Here is a 17,416-nt window from a genome sequence, read left to right on the forward strand (position 1 = left end):
GTCAGTTGACCGTGACCTGACCGAGGGCGGCTTTCGCTTCCTGGGCCTGATGCTGCGGCGCGTAGACTTGCTTGAAACGCACCGGCGGCAGGTTGAACTGGCCCTTCTGTGAGAAGCGCACGAGATGGCGCAGGCGCAATTCGCCGCTCAGCGCATCAACCGGCACCGCGTAGGCCAACTGCCCCGGTTCGAAGCGCGCCTTCTCCAGCGCGGTCGGCTCGGTGCCGTCCTTGCCTTGTAACTTGATGCCCCAGGTGGTGCGCTCGACATCGGCGCCCGGCGGAAGCGGCACTTCGAGCATGCCGTAGCGCAGCGGTTTCGGCGCTTTGCTGGTGAGGATCACTTCGTCCAGGTACAGGCTGTCGCTGGACAGCGGCTTGCTGCCGACCGGCTCCAGTTTGAAGGTGAACGCTTCGTCGCCCGGCACCAGTCGCGACAGGCGACGGGTGATGGTCACGGCCATCGGATCGACCGCCGGTTGCTGGGTCTGGAAACTCAGCGCCGCGCGCAGCGGACGCTCTTGCGTGCCGGACACCGTCAGCACACTCGGCACCGGAGTGGCGCCTTGCCAAGTCCAGTACATCTCACCGGTTGTACCGTAGTTTTTCTTCCAGCCTTCACCCGGCATCAGCGCGATGGTCGGCGAAGCCTGGGCGATGCTGCGTTGCAGCCAGGTCAGCGCCAACGCACGTTCGAGGGTCGATTGCTGCGGCAGCAATCGTTGCAACAACGCCGTCGCACGTGCCTGATCGAACGCTTGCAGCGACAGGTTCAGCGCCTCGGCGAACGGCTGCGAACTGACCGCCAGACGCTGTTGCGCAGCACCTAGCTGACGATTGAACGCATCCGGCAAGGCAACTTTCGACTGCGTGGCCAACGAAGCGGTCAATACCCGCGCCGCCGCCAGACCGAGCGCCGAATCCGGGTCGCTCATCACCAGACTGTCTTCGCCGTCGTCCATCAGGGTTTCGGCGTCGCCTTCACCGACCTTGGCCAGGTCCTCCATCAAGCCGCTAAGCAAGGTGTTCACCGGCAGATGCATCTGCTTGGCGAACGACAGAATCAGCGCGCGCTGCAGCAACGGTGTATTCGGCGCTTGCTTGGCGTAAACCTCCAACACCCGCTGCCAGTGCTCCGGCGGCAGGGTCAGCTCCAGAACCTGGCTGGCATTCCAGTCGGCGTAATAGGCGTACGCAGTAAGGAACGCATCCGGCTCACCATCGTAACCCCACCAGGTGAAGCTCGCCGAAGGTCCGGCCATTTGCACCAGCCGCAGCCGGCTGTTTTGCATGATCAGACGCAAGCGATCACGAGTCTGCGGATTCGATGCCAGCGATGGATAGGCAATGCTCAACGGCAGCAAACGACTGGCCGTCTGCTCGACGCCGCCGTACGGATAGCTGAGCAGATCATCGAGTGCCGAACGGAACAGCGCTTGCGGACTGTCATCCAGACGCAGGCGAATATCGGTGGCGTCGGCCGGCAGGCTCAACGGTGTGTCACCGCTGGCGACATCAAGACTTTGCGTCTGCGTGACTTGCCAGCCGTCACCGGTCGCACTCAGGCGCACGGCGAGAGAGTCAGCGGTTTTGCCGTCCTGCACCAGGTCGGCGGTCCACTCACCCGACGCCAAGGCAAACGCCGGTAGCGCCAGGTAATTGATGCCGTTGTTCAGGGTTACCGGCAGACGTTGTTCGGCGCCCGCGTAGTGCGTGACCAGTTCAGCCTTGACCGGTTTCTCGGCCTGACTGAACGCGAACACGCCGAGTTGCGGCTGATCGCCCTTACGGAATTTGCTCGGCCCGCTCCACTTCAAGTACAGCGGTTTTTCCGAACGGACGAACTGCTTCTTCTGGCCGACCTGACCATCATCGGCGATCGCGCGAGCGGTGATGCGCCAACGGGTCAGCGAGTCGGGCATCTTGAAGGTGAAACGGGTTTTGCCGTCAGCACCGGTCAACAACTCCGGCTGCCATGCGGCGGTGTCGACGTCTTCACGACGCGGACGCTCCAGCACTTTCACCCCACGCTCGCTGCGGTTGGCTTTGCCCGGCGCGCCGGGGCTGCCCGGCAACGCGACGTCGTAACTGATGAACGACAGGCTGGCGCTGGTGCGCACGTTGTTACGGCGCGGGTGATAGAAGAACTGGTCGATGGTCGGCGCGACTTCCGGTTGCAGCGCATAGACCATTTCGTCGACCACGCTGACGGTCAGATGCGCCGGTACCGCTTTGCCGGCGAACTGCGTGGTCAAGTCAACCGTGACCGTGTCGCCCGGCAGATACACCGCTTTGTCAGTGCTGATCGCCACGTCGATTTGCGGCGCGATCACTTTGATCCCGGCGTTCTGGAAGCTGTACTGACCACCCTTGGTGTAGAGCACGGAGAAGGTCAGGTTCGGTGCAAAGTTATCCTTCACCGGGATGCGCGCGCGATATTGGGTGTCGCTGAGTTTTTCCAGTTTCAACCAGTCGCCGCCCTTGGCCAGCAGCGCGGTGGCTTCGACTTTGTCGCGCTCCAGCGAGAGCAATGCATCGCTGACCGGTTCCGGGAAGGTGATCAGCGCCAGCGCTTCATCACCAGCCTTGTACTCAGGCTTGTCGAGGACGATTTCCACAGTGCCCGGCACGGCTTTGACGCCATCGCCAGTGACCGAATGACCGGTGGCGCCAAGGACGCGACCGTGTTGATCTTTCAAGGTCAGGTTGTAAGTACCCGGACGTTCGAAGGCAATGCTGAAGCCCTTGTCCGTCGCCGCCAGTTTGCCTTCACCGGTGCTCTGGTCTTCCAGACGCACCCAGCCATACGTGCTCGGCGTCACCGCTTTGCTCTGTTCGGTGCCGCCCTCGTTGGCGTAGCTGAACGCGACTTTGTCCTTGACTGCGCTGAAGCGCTGCGGTGCGCTCAGGCGGAAGCTCGCCGCGCCACGGTCGATGAGGATTTCCTTCGTGGTCTTGACCCGATACGCCGCGCCATCGCTGGCGAACACGGTGAGCATGTAGCGGCTCGGTTTATCGGCCGCCGGCAAATCGAGGGTCGCGTTGCCTTTACTGTCGGTGGTCAGTTCGGTGCTGGTCAATTCCACCGGGAATTGCCCGAGGTATTGCAGCTCGTTGTCGACCATCGACAGTTGCTGGGCACGCAGGCTCAGGGTCAGTTTGGCGTTGGCCACCGGTTTGCCGTCCGGGTAGAGCAGCACCAGACTGCCTTTCACCGGTTCGCCGGTGCGGTAATCCTGCTTGGCCAGATTCAGCGAAATTTCGAAGTGCGGCTTGATGTATTCCGCCACTCGGAAAGCGCTGCTGTAGGCCTGATCCTTGTAGTTGAAACGAATCTCGTAACCACCGGCCACGGCATTGTCCGGCAACTGGAAGCGGCCCTGAGTGCCGGCCTTCGAATCGAGTTTCAGGTCGAGGTGTTGCAACTCGGTACCGGTGGCGTCGAGCACGCTGACCGTGACATCTGCCGCGCCTGGCAACACCGAATCCCGCGCATTTTTGAATTCACGACCAACGATTTTCAGCGACACCCAGTCACCGGGGCGATACAGCGGCCGGTCGGTGAACGCGTAGAGTTTGGTGTCGTAGATTTCGCTGTCGTAATAGAAGTTCTCGGAGACGAACACCCCGCCCTCTTCGTCCTCGCCGATGACGAACGAACGCTCAGGGCTGACGTGCTTCAGGCGCAGTAAACCATCGGCATCGGTGGCACCGCTGCTCATCACGCCGAGGCCGTCAGTCCACAGCACATTGACCTTCGGCACCGAACTGCCTTCGTGTTTGCGCGCGGCCCAGACCAGCAATTCATCACCGGCAATCTTACTCACCGCGACGGTGTTGGAGACGAACACCATGGTGGTCGCACGGTATTTGCCGATCAGCGCCTCGACCAGATACAGACCCGGCTTCAGATTGCCCAACGGGATATAAACGTTACCCGGCGCGACACTGACGAAATCGCTCGAAGACCCGGCCAGATTGACCCCGGCCGGCGGTTGAATCGGCTTGGCCTGCCACAGCGGATAACGGAACTGGCTGACCACCGGCAGACCCGGGATCAGCGCAAATTGCGGCTGCGCGTCGTAGGGTGTCGGCGCGGCGATGGCGTTGCCCATCTTCAGTTCCGGCACTTCCTCGGTGACCTGCTTGCGCGACTCATAGGAGAACGCGCGCTGCATCACCCGACGGGATTTGCGGTACCAGTTGTCCCACAGGTACGCGAGGGTGTTGGACAGCCCTTCGCCTTTGAACTGGCCGTCGCTGACCACGCGATGCAGGTTCTTCTGGCGCTTGAGGAAATCCAGCGGCTTGTCGATGCGGTACACGCGAATGTCCGCGCCGCCGTAAGGTTCCATGCGGAAGCGACGATAGTCACGGCCCGGCGCTTCGAGGCGCACCATGGCCTGTTCATCGGCAGCGAAACTGCTGTCGGCGAGCAGGAAAAAGCTCTCCCCCGAAACCGGCGTGTAGCCGCTCGGCTCGACCGAATCTTCAGCGTTGACGGTGGCCAGTGGCAGCAACAACGCCAGCAGCAGAGGAATTCGGGAACAGATACGCAACATGCGGGCACCGGTCATTGGGAGAGAAAGTTCAGTCGATAGACGCCGATGAAGTTGGGGTTGGCTGCGTCGGGTATCCATCGGGTGTCCTTCCATGTCATGAGTTGCTGCAGGCTTGCTGAACGCATGCCGTTGTCAGTGGGGGGGGTGGTGCCGGTGTGATAGGCGATGTAGCGGCCCATCCAGATCATCAGGTGTTGGTCGTCGCCCTGATCGAAAAACATCAAGTCACCGGGCCGGGCCTGCGACACGTCGCGGCTGACCAGATGGCTGTTGAACTGAATCAGTTTGATCGCGTTGACGTACGGCCCGACCTTGCCGCCGCCCTGCTGCCACTGCTGGGCGAGCTTGCGCTGGTCATCGCGGAGCGACAGCTCCGGCGGCAGGTAGCGATTGGACAGGCCATTGCTGCGCAGCCACTTGTCGTCGTGGACCTTCAGCGCTTCGTTGGCGGCAAAACGTACCAGGCCGGCACAGTCCTGCTGATACCAGCGCGGGCTCGGGCCCTGGCTCAGTTGCTCCTGAGCAATGCGCACGAACCAGGCGCGGAACACCTGGGATTGCGCCGGATCGAGTGCCGGCGCTTCGACGGCGCGGGCGCCCGCACTGAGTAACAGTGCGAGCAGACCGAGGCTGCGGATCAATGCTGTCACAGCGCTTTCCATTCCAGCGGCAGCCATTGCCAGTGGCCGTCAGGCTCGCTGCCTTCCGGCAGGGTCAGCGCGTATTTGCCATAACCGCCGAGGGTACGCAGTTTCGGGATCAGGTAGGTTTGCGCAGCGTTGTAGAACACCGGTTCCATGTCCTGCGGCAGGCTGTCGAGGGTTTCCTGTTGCATCAGTTGCGCCATCGAATCCGGGCCAAAGTAGATCGGCATCAGCACGTCTTTGGGCAGCACGTCGGCCATCGGCGGGAAGCGTTTGTCGAGGGTGCCGAGGGCCTTGTCGACGAGTTTGTCGTCGAGGGAAAACAGCAACGTCGAACCGTGACGGGCGAGGCTTACTTTCATGAAGGCCTTGCCGGAAATCGCGTCCGGGTTCTGCGCCGTCTTCGCCGCATAAGGGCCAAAGTTGGAGCTGACCTGACGCTGCCAGACGTGGTTTTGGCCTTCTTGCTTCTCAACCACCGGGAACACGTTTTCGTCGACATTGGCTTCGAACGCGCCGACCATCGAACCGAACAGTTTGCCGAGGTCGCCATCAAGTTTGCTGCTGTCCTCGTCTTTCAGACTGGCCACCAGCAATGGCGTGTACAAGCGCGAATCGGCGTACCAGCACAGGCCTGCCGCGCCGGCCACGTGTTCGGTGAGGGTTTGCGCCACGGCTTCTTCAGCGCCGAGTTTTACCAGCAGTGGTTTTTGCGGTTCGGCCGCGACTGGCAGGGTCACGCAGGCACTGGCGCCCAGCGGCATCGCTTGCCAGACCGGTTTGAAATCGAAGTCGGGCTGGTTTTCCAGCTCGTCCATCGCGAGATAGCTGTGCCAGCCCTTGTCGTCCATGTCGAAGCGCAGCCCGGCGAAATTCGGGATAAAGCGCTGATACCCCATGGCCAGAACACTGGAGTTCACCGACAGGCGTTGCTTGGTTTCCGGGGTTTTCGCCGGCAGACCGAACGCTTCGGGGAAGAGTTTTTCGCCATTGAGCAGTGCCGCCAGCGCCTGTGGCGAAACGTGGCCCGACTCTTCGGATACGCCGCTTTCCGGGTCGTAATACTTGGCCGGGTTCGACAGCACCACCAGTTTGTCGCCGTGGGAGGCGAACAGCAGGGATTTGCTGGCGTTGTAGGTCAGTTGGTACAGCGGCACGCTATCGCCGCCGACCTTGAGTTCGGCCATCTGACTGAGCTGCGTGTCATCCAGCGCGACTTTCGCCAGCGGTTCGAGCAGTTTCGCCAAACCGCCGCGATCCATCACCAGCAGGAAATCCTTCAAGCGCCCATCTGCGCCACGCCACAACGCGACATCGGCCGGTTGATCGAAAAGCTGTTCGATCAGGCTGTCCTGCAATTTCAGATCATGCTCGTAGATGATCCGGCGCAGGCTGCCGATCAGCCCGAGGCGATCAGCATGGGTTTCGTAATAGAAAACGAAATCTTCGGTCAGCGTGGCCTTGAGGAACGGCACCGTCAGCAGGTCCTTGGGCAACTGGCTCAGCGAGCGGGTTTCCAGCAATGCGTCCGGGCGGCTCAGGCCGAGCTTGTCACTGGCCAATTCCGCTGGCGGCGCCTTGGGCTTGAGCAGCAGCCAGCCAAAACCACCCGCTACGCCTGCCACCAGGCACAACCCGGCCAGCAGCAAGGGCCAGCGCCGCGAAGGTTTGGCCGCTGGCGTGTCGGCAGCCGAAGTAACAGTGTTATCGCTCATCTTCTCGCTCATTTCCCAAAGCTCAGGATTTCATCCGTGGCGGAATGCTTAATAGTTGAAAGTCTTGACCAGCAGCAGATCACCGATCGCCCGCAGGGGCACGATGAACGTTTCGCGTTTTTCGTCGACGGTGTTTTCGTTGAGCACCAGCGTGATTTGCGAGGTGATCACCTCGTTCTGGTTGCTGGTCTCCTCGAAGTTATAGCCGCCGTTGCCGAAGTTGCCCCAATAGTTGACGTAAACCAGATAAGTGCCGTGCAGCGGCGCGGTCATGGTGAACATTTCCGGGCCGGGGCCGTCGACGCCATCCGGGTCGAGACCACCGCCATTGCTCAATGCCGGCTGCGCCCAGAACGCATGCTGACCGTCGGGCGTGACAATGTGCAGATCGAGCTCGGCTTTCGGATCGTCCCAGCCCAAGACAAGACGAATTCGCGCCGGCGTGCGCAAATTGTTTGCTTCATAAAATTGCACGCGCTTGAGCGACTGGCCTTCGGCGCTGATCACCTCGACGCTGTTGGAGCCGGCGCCGAACGCGTACGGCCGGGCGAAACGGCCCTGATCGTCGGTGTACAGATTCAGTGGGTTGCCATTCACGGCGAGGCTGTGCGGCGGGCGCATAGGGCCGAGGGCCTTGAGCTGGCCCTGAATCATCGTGCGATTGCGCTGGATGCCGCGATCGATCGGCGGCGTCGGGTAGGCGACTTGCGGGTTTTCCGTGCGATCGAGCAGGCCGTGATAGCGCCAACCACCGACCGGCTCCGACAACTCGGCTGTCGGCGCGGCCAGCAGCGCGGGCGCGCAGGCCAGGCCGATCAGCAACCAAAGAATTGAACGCATGTAATGCCTCCTGCCATGCCTGAACGAAACCTTGCACCCGATCCTCGGTACTTCACAGCGGTGAAAACTGCGTTTCGTCTGAAAGACCCGTGACTGTAGGGTCGTAGAAGGCGCGAAGATTAGCGATTCGGTGGTTTTTTAACAATCGGATACATGTGCTTTTACTGTAGGAATCACGCCAATCCGGTGGACGGTGAGCCGAATAGCCGTCATATTTGGCTCACAAAATGAGCCGAATAGCTTTTCTATTCGGCTCACGGACTCAAGGCAGGCAACGAATGGCAACTCACTGGATCTGGCAGCAGCCCGATTGGCCCGACTTCAACTGGCAGGCAGAACGCCTGACGCCGTTGTTGCGCGAGTGTGTACAGGCACAAGGTCAGTTGATGGGTATGGCCGGTTCAGTAGGTGACTCTTTGGGGGCTCAGACCGAACTGGATGCCCTTTTGCAGAATATCGTGACGTCTTCGGCCATCGAAGGTGAGCAACTGAATGTCGGCTCCGTACGGTCATCCTTGGCGCGACGTTTGGGCCTGAAGTTTATCGACGGCGATAAAGTCAGCCAACGTAGTGAAGGTCTGGCGCAGCTTATGCTTGATGCCACCCGCCGATTTGCCGAACCGTTGACGCTGGAACGCTTGCTGGAATGGCATCAGTGGCTGTTTCCCGATCAAGAGGCTGACCTTACTGCGCGCTCAATGCATGTGGGCGCGCTACGCGGTGACGAGCCAATGCAGGTAGTTTCGGGTCGCATTGATCGCCCGACCGTTCATTTCGAAGCCCCACTACGCCAAGGTCTTGAACAGCAGCTCGACCAATTTCTCCAATGGTTCGAGGCCAGCAAGCATCAGACAGCTCTTGACCCGATGCTACGCGCGGGCATCGCCCATTTCTGGTTTGTCACCCTGCATCCGTTCGACGATGGGAACGGCCGCCTGACACGTACCATCACTGATCTGGCGCTGGCACAGGGCGAAGCGCAAGCCATCCGTTTCTACGCGATGTCGGCGAGCATTCTGGAGAATCGTTCCGGCTACTATCGGATTCTGGAGTCAAGCCAGAAAGCCACACTGGATATCACGGAGTGGCTCACATGGTTTCTGCAAACGTTGCTAAGCAGTTTGCAACAAGCCATCTCTCGAATTGAAAGCGTGCTGGGCAAGACGCGTTTTTGGCAGGCACACCGAGAGTCTGAACTTTCGGTGGAGCAGATCAAAGTGCTAAACCGCCTGCTAGACGGCGGCGAGCGGGGCTTTGAACACGGCATCAGCGCCGGACAATATCAAGCGGTGGCTAAAGTGTCGAAGGCCACGGCGACCCGACATCTTGCAGAGTTGCTGGAGAAAGGTTGCCTGCAACGCTTGCCGGGAGGTGGTCGGAGCACGCGCTATCAGGTCAACTATCCCGACCGAGCTGCACATTAATCTCACTTAGCACACAGCCATTCTTACCCTTGCGGGGTGACCCGCTCATTTGCCCATAAACCCCCTATCTGCTAGTGTCGCGCCGGTTTAACGTCAACCGGAAACTGCCGCCATGGCCCGCAAAAAAGCTGCACTGGATTTCGAACAGTCCCTCGCCGACCTGCAAACATTGGTCGAGCGTCTGGAGAACGGTGAATTGTCGCTGGAAGACTCGCTGACCGCTTTCGAGCAGGGCATCGGCCTGACCCGTGACTGCCAGGCAGCGCTGGCGCAAGCCGAGCAGAAGGTGCAAGTGCTGCTGGAGCGCGATGGCGAACTCGCCGAGGAACCCTTCGACGCGGAACAGCCAGAATGATTGCGGCGTATACGGCGAGTAGCCAGACCCGGGTTAAAGCGGCGCTGGAAACCCTGTTCAACGCGCCGTTGCCAGAGTTGGCGCGTCTTTACGAAGCCATGCGCTACAGCGTGATGAACGGTGGCAAACGCGTGCGTCCGCTGCTCGCCTACGCGGCGTGTGAAGCACTGGGCGGCAAGGCTGAGCAAGCCAACGGCGCGGCCTGCGCGGTTGAGCTGATCCACGCTTATTCGCTGGTTCACGATGATTTGCCGGCGATGGACGACGACGATTTGCGTCGCGGCCAGCCGACTACTCACAAAAAATTTGATGAAGCCTGCGCGATCCTCGCCGGTGACGGTTTGCAGAGTCTGGCGTTCAGCGCCCTGCTCGACCCGCGCCTGAGCGACTGCAGCAGCGACATCCGCCTGCAAATGGTCACCGCGCTGGCCAGCGCCGCCGGTCCGGCGGGCATGGTCGGTGGTCAGGCCATCGACCTTGGTTCGGTCGGCCTCAAACTCGATCAGAAAGCCCTCGAACAAATGCACCGGCACAAGACCGGCGCGCTGATCGAGGTCAGCGTCAAGCTCGGCGCCCTGGCCAGCGGCCGCGCCGAGCAGGATGAACTGCGCGCCTTGCAGACTTATGCACAGGCCATCGGCCTGGCCTTTCAGGTGCAGGACGACATCCTCGACGTCGAAAGCGATACCGCTACTCTCGGCAAACGCCAGGGTGCCGACATTGCCCGCGACAAGCCGACCTACCCGGCACTGCTCGGTCTCGACGCTGCCAAGGCCTACGCCCTGGAACTGCGCGATCAGGCCCTGCACGCCCTGCGACCGTTTGACGCGGCCGCCGAGCCGTTGCGCGAGCTGGCCCGGTATATCGTCGAGCGGCGTCACTGATCAGCAATCGGTCAAAAAAGACCAACGCGTGGGCAGGGGGCGATGCATCAGGTAAACTGCCGCATCTTCTATACCTATAACGATTCGCCTGATGCCCACGACGTTTCATGAGATTCCCCGCAAGCGCCCGACCACGCCCCTGCTCGACCGCGCGAATACGCCGGACGGCCTGCGCCGGTTAGGCGAAGCCGAGCTGGAAACCTTGGCCGATGAGTTACGCCTGGAATTGCTCTACACGGTCGGTCAGACCGGTGGGCATTTCGGTGCCGGCCTGGGCGTGATCGAGCTGACCATCGCCTTGCATTACGTCTTCGACACGCCGGACGACCGTCTGCTGTGGGACGTCGGGCATCAGGCGTATCCGCACAAGATCCTCACCGGTCGTCGCGAGCGCATGGGCACCCTGCGCCAGAAGGACGGCATTGCCGCTTTCCCGCGTCGCTCCGAGAGCGAGTACGACACCTTTGGCGTCGGCCACTCCAGCACGTCGATCAGCGCTGCACTGGGCATGGCCATCGCCGCCCGCCTGCAGAACAGCGATCGCAAGGCAATCGCAGTGATCGGCGACGGTGCGTTGACCGCTGGCATGGCTTTCGAGGCGCTGAACCACGCGCCGGAAGTGAACGCCAACATGCTGGTGATCCTCAACGACAACGACATGTCGATCTCGCGCAATGTCGGTGGCCTGTCGAATTATCTGGCGAAGATCCTTTCCAGCCGCACCTACGCGAGCATGCGAGAAGGCAGCAAGAAAGTCCTGTCGCGCCTGCCTGGCGCCTGGGAAATCGCCCGTCGCACCGAAGAATACGCCAAAGGCATGCTGGTTCCCGGCACGCTGTTCGAAGAACTGGGCTGGAATTACATCGGCCCGATCGATGGCCACGACCTGCCGACCCTGATCGCCACGCTGCGTAACATGCGCGATCTGAAAGGCCCGCAGTTCCTGCACATCGTCACCAAGAAAGGCAAAGGCTTCGCCCCGGCGGAAGTCGACCCGATCGGTTACCACGCCATCACCAAACTCGAACCACTGGACGCCCCGGCCGCCGCGCCGAAGCAGGCCAGCGGGCCGAAATACTCGGCAGTGTTCGGCGAATGGCTGTGCGACATGGCGGCGGCTGACCCGCGTCTGGTCGGGATTACCCCGGCGATGAAGGAAGGCTCGGATCTGGTGGCGTTCAGCGAACGTTTCCCGCTGCGCTACTTCGACGTGGCAATTGCCGAGCAACACGCGGTGACGTTCGCTGCCGGCATGGCGTGCGAAGGTGCCAAGCCTGTTGTGGCGATTTATTCGACGTTCCTCCAGCGTGGTTATGACCAACTCGTCCATGACGTCGCAGTGCAGAACCTCGACGTGCTGTTCGCCATCGACCGTGCCGGTCTGGTTGGCGAAGACGGCCCGACCCACGCCGGCAGCTTCGACTTGTCCTACCTGCGCTGCATCCCGGGGATGGTCATCATGACCCCGAGCGATGAAAACGAACTGCGCAAGATGCTCACCACCGGCCACCTGTACAACGGCCCGGCGGCAGTGCGTTATCCGCGCGGCACCGGCCCGAACGCGACGATCGACAAAGACCTCGAGCCAATCGAAATCGGCAAGGGCATCGTCCGTCGTCAGGGCAGCAAAGTCGCTCTGCTGGTGTTCGGCGTGCAACTGGCCGAGGCACTGAAGGTCGCTGAAAAACTTGATGCAACCGTGGTCGACATGCGCTTCGTCAAACCGCTCGATGAACAGCTGGTACGCGAGATTGCCGGCAGCCACGAGCTGCTGGTGACGATCGAAGAGAACGCGATCATGGGCGGTGCCGGTGGTGCGGTCAGCGAGTTCCTCGCGCGGGAGAACATCCTCAAGTCGATGCTGCATCTGGGCTTGCCGGATATCTACGTCGAACACGCCAAGCCTGCGCAAATGCTGGCCGAGTGCGGGCTGGATGAGGCGGGGATCGAAGCGTCGATTCGTGAGCGTCTGGCCTTACTCAACAAATAAACGCATTACCCTTGTGGGAGCGAGCCTGCTCGCGAAAGCGGACTGTCAGTCAAATCAGTGCTGACTGATACACCGCATTCGCGAGCCGGCTCGCTCCCACATTTGATTTGTGTACGTCAGAAATACCCAACGGACCACCGATGAACCTCTCGCGCCTCGCCCTGCCCTTCCTCTTGCTGCCAACCGCCAGCGCCCTCGCCGACACCTTCGAACGCGACCAAGCCCTGAAGCTGCCCGACACGCTGATCAGCGCCAACCGCCAGGTCGAAGCCCGCAACGACAGCAGCGCCGCCAACACCGTGTTCACCCGCGAAGACATCGAGCGCCTGCAACCGAGCGACGGGCCTGATCTGCTGCGCCGCGTCCCAGGCGTGCAAGTGGCGCAGGCCGGCGGGCGCGGGAGCCTGCCGGGGATCTACATTCGCGGTACGCAGTCGGCGCAGAGTCTGGTGTTGGTCGATGGCCAGCGCATCGGCAGTTCCACTTCCGGCGACAGCAACCTGCAGCATCTGAACATCGAGCAGATCGAACGGGTGGAAGTGCTGCGCGGTTCGCGTTCGGTGATTTACGGCAGCGATGCGATTGGCGGGGTGATTCAGATTTTCACCCGGCGCGGCACCGAGCAAGGTTTGCAGCCACGGATGCACGTCGGTTTCGGCAGCAACCAGACTTGGGAGCGCAGCCTCGGCTTGTCCGGCGGCGATGAGAAAACCCGCTTCAATCTTGGCGCCAGCCTCGATGAAACCGCCGGGATAGACCGAACTCACGAGTCGTACTCCAGCGACAGCGATCACGATGCCTACCGCAATAAATCCGTCAGCCTGAGCCTCAGCCATGCGCTGACCGATGACATCGAAATCGGCGCCAATCTGCTGGATAACCGGGGCAAGAACGAGTTCGACAACCCGTTCGGCCGCTTCGACATGAACACGTTCGAATCAGTCCAACAGCAGCCGTACAGCGACTTCAATGTCAGCAGCGTCAGCAGCTATGTCGATGCACGGGTCAACGAAGCCTGGAAAACCCGCGTCGAATTCGGCCACACCGAGAACCGCGAGAAGAGCCTCGACAAGCTCAGCGACGAACGCACGGTGTTCAATACTTACCGCGACTCGCTGAACTGGCAGAACGACCTGACACTGGACGCGCGCAACAGCCTGATCCTCGGCGGCGACTGGTACGAAGACCGGGTCAATAGCAGCACCGCATTCGACGAAGACAGCCGCTGGAACCGCGCCGCATTCATCCAGCACCGTTATCAGGCCGACAGTTTCTCCACGGAGCTGGGCTTGCGCCATGACGACAACCAACAGTTTGGCGGCCAGAACACCTGGAGCGGCACGTTCACCCTGCCACTGAACCCGGACAATGATCTGTTGCTGAGTTACAGCGAAGGCTTCCGCGCGCCGACCTTCAACGACTTGTACTACCCGGACTTCAGCAACCCGGATTTGAAACCGGAAACTTCGAAAAGCTACGAGCTGCAGTGGCGCAGTCAGTTGACTGATAGCAGCCGTCTGGAGGCGTCGATCTATCGTACGGACCTGCAAGACGCGATCATCTTCGGCAGTAACTCACGCCCGGAGAACGTCGCTTCGGCGCGAATCAACGGTTTTGAAGCAGCGTTGAAGCAGGAACTGTTCGGCTGGCAGAGCAATCTTGGCGTTTCGATCATCGATCCGCGTGATCGCGATACCGGGCACACCCTGGCCCGGCGCGCGCGGCGTACGTTGAGTTGGGATCTCGATCGTCAGTTTGACCAGGTCAGCCTCGGCGCCAGTTGGCAGGCGGTCAGCAGCAGTTATGACGACCTGAACAATGAGCAGCCGTTGGCTGGCTATGCGCTGTTCGGCTTGCGCAGCAGTTGGGCGCTGAACCGCGAGATCAAGCTGGATCTGAAGGTCGATAACGTTTTCGACAAAGGCTACAGCCGGGCGAATTACAGCTATGACGGCAGCCAGTATGGGTATCGCGAGGAAGGTCGAGTGTGGATGTTTGGGGTGACCTGGACCCCGCAACTCTGACGATTAGCCTCAATCAACTGTGGCGAGGGAGCTTGCTCCCGCTCGGCTGCGCAGCAGTCGCAAACCGACCTGCGCGATACAAAAGTAGAATTGAATCGACAGGATTTGGGGCCGCTTCGCAGCCCAGCGGGAGCAAGCTCCCTCGCCACAAGTTATCGGTGCGGCTGGATGACTTGGCAGAGCTTGGCGGTGGCATCGATCATTTGGCCGCTTGGGCGCTCAAGGCCTTTGTCGGTGACCAACAGTAATGTCCCCTGCTTCACCGCTGCTACTTGAGGCCAGGCCTTCCACGCATTCAACTGCGCCTGATCACTCGCCAGAATCACCTCTGGATCGCGCTGCAACACCGCCTCAATACTCACCTGAGGCGCCGGCAGACTCAGGTCGCCGAACACATTACGCGCCCCGCACACCTCCAGCGCATCGCTGATGATCTGCCCGCCCCCCACGGTGTACAACGGCTTGTCCCAAACCTGATAGAACACCCGCAACGGCGTATCGCGGCGATAGCGCTGGCGTAGCTCAGCGAGTTGTTGGCGCAGTCCGGTCGCTCGCGCTACCCCACGCTCCGGCCGCCCCAACTGCGCGGCAATGGCTTCAATCTGGGTAGTGAGTTGTTCAAGGGAATGCGGTTCGGCGACGAAGGTCGGGATGCCCAGGCGCTTGAGCTGGTCACGCTGCGCCGGGCCGACACTGCCGGGCCAGAGCAACAACAAATCAGGCTTGAGGCTCAGTAACCGCTCCATATCGAGCTGGCCATAGCGGCCGACAGAGGGAACGTTGGCAATTTCAACAGGACGCTCACCGGCATCAAGCACACCGACCAACAGATCAGCCGAATCCAGCTCAACGACAATTTCAGAAAGCGACGGCGCGAGGCTGACAACCCGCAGTTGCGCCAGCGCAGGACCACTGACGGCCAGCAACAGCAGCGCCAGCCAGAGACGACGCATCAGCCGAGTTGACGCGGGATACGGTAGAGATAAAACAGCACCGCCGTGGACAGTGCCAGCAGCATCAACGGTACGGCTTCAAGACCGACAAACACCGCCAGTGCACCGATCCACGCCGGCAAGGCTGCCGCAAGAAAAGCCGCACGACGGCGTGCTGCGAGGGCAATCCACGCGGCCGGTTCATCCGGAGTATCGAGGGCTTTTTGCGTAGCGATCAGTGCATGTTTGTAACGGCCGAAGAACTTAAGGCTGACAAACATCGATGCCACGCCGGCAATAAAGAACGGCATCGCCAGCACCGGCAGAAGTCCTTCGCCCTGACCGAACAACGCGTTGAGTACGAACAGCGGCAACAGCGCCAGCGCCAGGTATTTCCACCAGTCGACCGACAACCGGCGCCGCACCTGACCCCGCGTCACGCGCGATCGACCTCGCCCTGATGCTCGTTGCCCATCATGTGGTCGAGCTTGCTGGCCTTGGTCGCCAGATACAGTTTGTTGTGCGGGTTGTGGCCGGTGTGCAGCGGCACGCGCTCGGCGACGGTGATGCCCATGTCGGTCAAGGCTTTGACCTTGCGCGGGTTGTTGGTCATCAGGCGCAGGGATTTCACGCCCAGATGCTCAAGCATCGGCAGGCACATGGCGTAATCACGCTGGTCAGCAGCAAAGCCCAGACGTTCGTTGGCTTCAACGGTATCGGCGCCGCCATCTTGCAGCTCGTAGGCGCGGATCTTGTTCAGCAGGCCGATGCCACGACCTTCCTGACGCAGGTATAGCAACACGCCACGACCTTCACGGGCGATGGCCTTCAGCGCGCCTTCCAGTTGCGAGCCGCAGTCGCAGCGCTGGCTGAACAAGGCGTCGCCAGTCAGGCATTCGGAGTGCAACCGGCCGAGTACCGGGGCACCGTCGGCAATTTCACCCAGGCTCAGCACAACGTGCTCGCGGCCGGTGGCTTCATCGAGAAAACCGTGCATGGTGAATTGCGCAAAAGGCGTTGGCAGCTTGGAAGCGGCGACAAAGACGACAGGCACCGGTGTGCTCCTGATCTAAAGAGTCTGAAAATTCGCAGGCCGGCATTGTAACAGCAGCTTCCTACCGGCGCTTAGGCTGAATTATCGGGCATAACGATCAAAAAGTTTGATAACAACCCGGTCGACATGGATCCATGTAGGAGCTGTCGAGTGAAACGAGGCTGCGATCTTTTGATCCGGCTTTTAGGATCAAGATCAAAAGATCGCAGCGTGCCGCAGCTCCTACAGGGGATTCGTCGCGCCGGTAGTGAACGGATACGGCTGCTTCCACTTCTCGAAGATCGGCTTCAACTCGCCGCTCTTCACCAACTGCGCCATACGCTGGTCATACAGCGCCATCAGCGCTCGCGCCTGTGGCGTGTCGGCAAACCCGAGAAACAGCGGCAGCTCGGCCAAGTGTGAATAGCGATACTGCGCCGGATCGACTGCGGTTTTCACCACGGCTTCAATCTCGGTCAGCGCATCGATGTAGTAATCCGCCCGCCCCTGCTTGAGCATCGACAGAATCCCGGTACGGCGCTCGATCTGGTTGTAGCGTTTGATGTTGGGCAGGTAGTTTTCATAGCGATAACCGCGCACCCAAGCCAGGCGATACTTGCCCAGCGTCGCCTGGGTGGGCGAAGGATTGCTCGCCAGACCCAACGCATAGATGTGGTCGGAATCGAAATTCCAGTGCGGGTACAAGATCTGCTCGGCTTCGTCGCGGTAGGAGCCAACCAGCGCGTCGACTTCCTTCAACTGCACCAGCCCGACCGAACGGGTGTAAGGCACGCTGCGGATATCCAGCTTGACCCCGGCCGGTTCGAACACCTTGCGCAACACGTCCCAACCCAGGCCATGGCCGTCGGCAGCGGTGTAGTCTTCCCAGTCTTCGCTGGCCAGATGGATGACCGCTGGCGTCGGCGCAGCTTCCTGCGCACCGGCCACGGTGCTCAGCAAAGCCAAAACCACTAGCGCCAACCAGCGTCGAGCCATCCCTAGTCCCCTCACTTG

The 17,416-nt window shown here is 61.0% G+C and carries 13 protein-coding genes; 5 read left to right on the forward strand and 8 right to left on the reverse strand.

The genetic code is table 11. The annotated features are described in order from the left end of the window. Position 1 precedes the first annotated feature (1 nt). The 4 genes from BK670_RS01030 to BK670_RS01045 are packed head-to-tail and all read right to left on the reverse strand — an operon-like array spanning position 2 to position 7,760. Positions 2 to 4,576 (reverse strand): alpha-2-macroglobulin family protein, encoded by a 4,575-nt coding sequence (locus tag BK670_RS01030; RefSeq protein ID WP_123448273.1) that lies wholly within the window; start codon positions 4,574 to 4,576, stop codon positions 2 to 4. After that, complete coding sequence (locus tag BK670_RS01035; RefSeq protein WP_123448274.1) at positions 4,573 to 5,223, reverse strand: DUF1175 domain-containing protein; 651 nt, start codon at positions 5,221 to 5,223, stop codon at positions 4,573 to 4,575. Before BK670_RS01035 ends, BK670_RS01030 begins: the two co-directional genes overlap by 4 nt. Next, entirely contained in the window at positions 5,208 to 6,920 is a 1,713-nt protein-coding gene (locus BK670_RS01040) for a DUF2138 domain-containing protein (RefSeq protein WP_123448275.1), read from the reverse strand. The genes BK670_RS01035 and BK670_RS01040 overlap by 16 nt, the downstream gene beginning before the upstream one ends. Before the next feature lie 48 nt (positions 6,921 to 6,968). Then, entirely contained in the window at positions 6,969 to 7,760 is a 792-nt protein-coding gene (locus BK670_RS01045; RefSeq protein WP_123448276.1) for a YfaP family protein, read from the reverse strand. 278 nt (positions 7,761 to 8,038) lie between these two features. Between BK670_RS01045 and BK670_RS01050 the strand changes: the two genes are divergently transcribed. The 5 genes from BK670_RS01050 to BK670_RS01070 all read left to right on the forward strand — a co-directional run bounded on the left by BK670_RS01050 (position 8,039) and on the right by BK670_RS01070 (position 14,437). Next, a complete protein-coding gene (locus BK670_RS01050; RefSeq protein ID WP_123448277.1) occupies positions 8,039 to 9,184 on the forward strand; it encodes a Fic family protein in 1,146 nt (381 codons plus the stop codon). Positions 9,185 to 9,296: 112 nt separating this feature from the next. Then, positions 9,297 to 9,539 (forward strand): exodeoxyribonuclease VII small subunit, encoded by a 243-nt coding sequence (locus BK670_RS01055; protein WP_003228627.1) that lies wholly within the window; start codon positions 9,297 to 9,299, stop codon positions 9,537 to 9,539. Next, positions 9,536 to 10,423, forward strand: coding sequence for a (2E,6E)-farnesyl diphosphate synthase (gene ispA, locus BK670_RS01060; protein WP_123448278.1), 888 nt, complete (start codon positions 9,536 to 9,538; stop codon positions 10,421 to 10,423). The genes BK670_RS01055 and ispA overlap by 4 nt, the downstream gene beginning before the upstream one ends. A 91-nt stretch (positions 10,424 to 10,514) precedes the next feature. Next, positions 10,515 to 12,413: a 1-deoxy-D-xylulose-5-phosphate synthase gene (gene dxs / locus BK670_RS01065; protein ID WP_123448279.1), complete on the forward strand. Its 1,899-nt coding sequence runs from the start codon at positions 10,515 to 10,517 to the stop codon at positions 12,411 to 12,413. Between the two features lie 140 nt (positions 12,414 to 12,553). After that, entirely contained in the window at positions 12,554 to 14,437 is a 1,884-nt protein-coding gene (locus BK670_RS01070) for a TonB-dependent receptor domain-containing protein (protein ID WP_123448280.1), read from the forward strand. Between the two features lie 152 nt (positions 14,438 to 14,589). Here the strand turns inward: BK670_RS01070 and BK670_RS01080 are convergent, their stop codons facing one another. From BK670_RS01080 to BK670_RS01095, 4 genes are all read right to left on the reverse strand, one after another. Beyond that, on the reverse strand, positions 14,590 to 15,390 hold the full coding sequence (locus tag BK670_RS01080; protein ID WP_123448282.1) for a cobalamin-binding protein: 801 nt from the start codon (positions 15,388 to 15,390) through the stop codon (positions 14,590 to 14,592). Beyond that, the gene (locus BK670_RS01085) at positions 15,390 to 15,809 is read right to left on the reverse strand and encodes an MFS transporter (RefSeq protein ID WP_123448283.1); all 420 of its coding nucleotides are present in this window, start codon (positions 15,807 to 15,809) and stop codon (positions 15,390 to 15,392) included. The genes BK670_RS01080 and BK670_RS01085 overlap by 1 nt, the downstream gene beginning before the upstream one ends. After that, a complete protein-coding gene (gene ribA / locus BK670_RS01090; RefSeq protein WP_016984117.1) occupies positions 15,806 to 16,423 on the reverse strand; it encodes a GTP cyclohydrolase II in 618 nt (205 codons plus the stop codon). Before ribA ends, BK670_RS01085 begins: the two co-directional genes overlap by 4 nt. A gap of 222 nt (positions 16,424 to 16,645) precedes the next feature. Then, positions 16,646 to 17,398, reverse strand: a complete 753-nt coding sequence (locus BK670_RS01095; protein WP_123448284.1) for a substrate-binding periplasmic protein — start codon at positions 17,396 to 17,398, stop codon at positions 16,646 to 16,648. Between the last annotated feature and the right edge of the window lie 18 nt (positions 17,399 to 17,416).

This window comes from Pseudomonas fluorescens, from assembly GCF_003732425.1.
GTDB classification, from domain to species: Bacteria; Pseudomonadota; Gammaproteobacteria; order Pseudomonadales; family Pseudomonadaceae; genus Aquipseudomonas; species Aquipseudomonas fluorescens_BE.

Coding starts and splice junctions, on each gene's coding strand:
- BK670_RS01045 (WP_123448276.1), bottom strand. CDS start 7,760: ATGCGTTCAATTCTTTGGTTGCTGATCGGCCTGGCCTGCGCGCCCGCG.
- ispA (WP_123448278.1), top strand. CDS start 9,536: ATGATTGCGGCGTATACGGCGAGTAGCCAGACCCGGGTTAAAGCGGCG.
- BK670_RS01080 (WP_123448282.1), bottom strand. CDS start 15,390: ATGCGTCGTCTCTGGCTGGCGCTGCTGTTGCTGGCCGTCAGTGGTCCT.
- BK670_RS01055 (WP_003228627.1), top strand. CDS start 9,297: ATGGCCCGCAAAAAAGCTGCACTGGATTTCGAACAGTCCCTCGCCGAC.
- dxs (WP_123448279.1), top strand. CDS start 10,515: ATGCCCACGACGTTTCATGAGATTCCCCGCAAGCGCCCGACCACGCCC.
- BK670_RS01030 (WP_123448273.1), bottom strand. CDS start 4,576: ATGACCGGTGCCCGCATGTTGCGTATCTGTTCCCGAATTCCTCTGCTG.
- BK670_RS01070 (WP_123448280.1), top strand. CDS start 12,554: ATGAACCTCTCGCGCCTCGCCCTGCCCTTCCTCTTGCTGCCAACCGCC.
- BK670_RS01035 (WP_123448274.1), bottom strand. CDS start 5,223: ATGGAAAGCGCTGTGACAGCATTGATCCGCAGCCTCGGTCTGCTCGCA.
- BK670_RS01050 (WP_123448277.1), top strand. CDS start 8,039: ATGGCAACTCACTGGATCTGGCAGCAGCCCGATTGGCCCGACTTCAAC.
- BK670_RS01040 (WP_123448275.1), bottom strand. CDS start 6,920: ATGAGCGATAACACTGTTACTTCGGCTGCCGACACGCCAGCGGCCAAA.
- BK670_RS01095 (WP_123448284.1), bottom strand. CDS start 17,398: ATGGCTCGACGCTGGTTGGCGCTAGTGGTTTTGGCTTTGCTGAGCACC.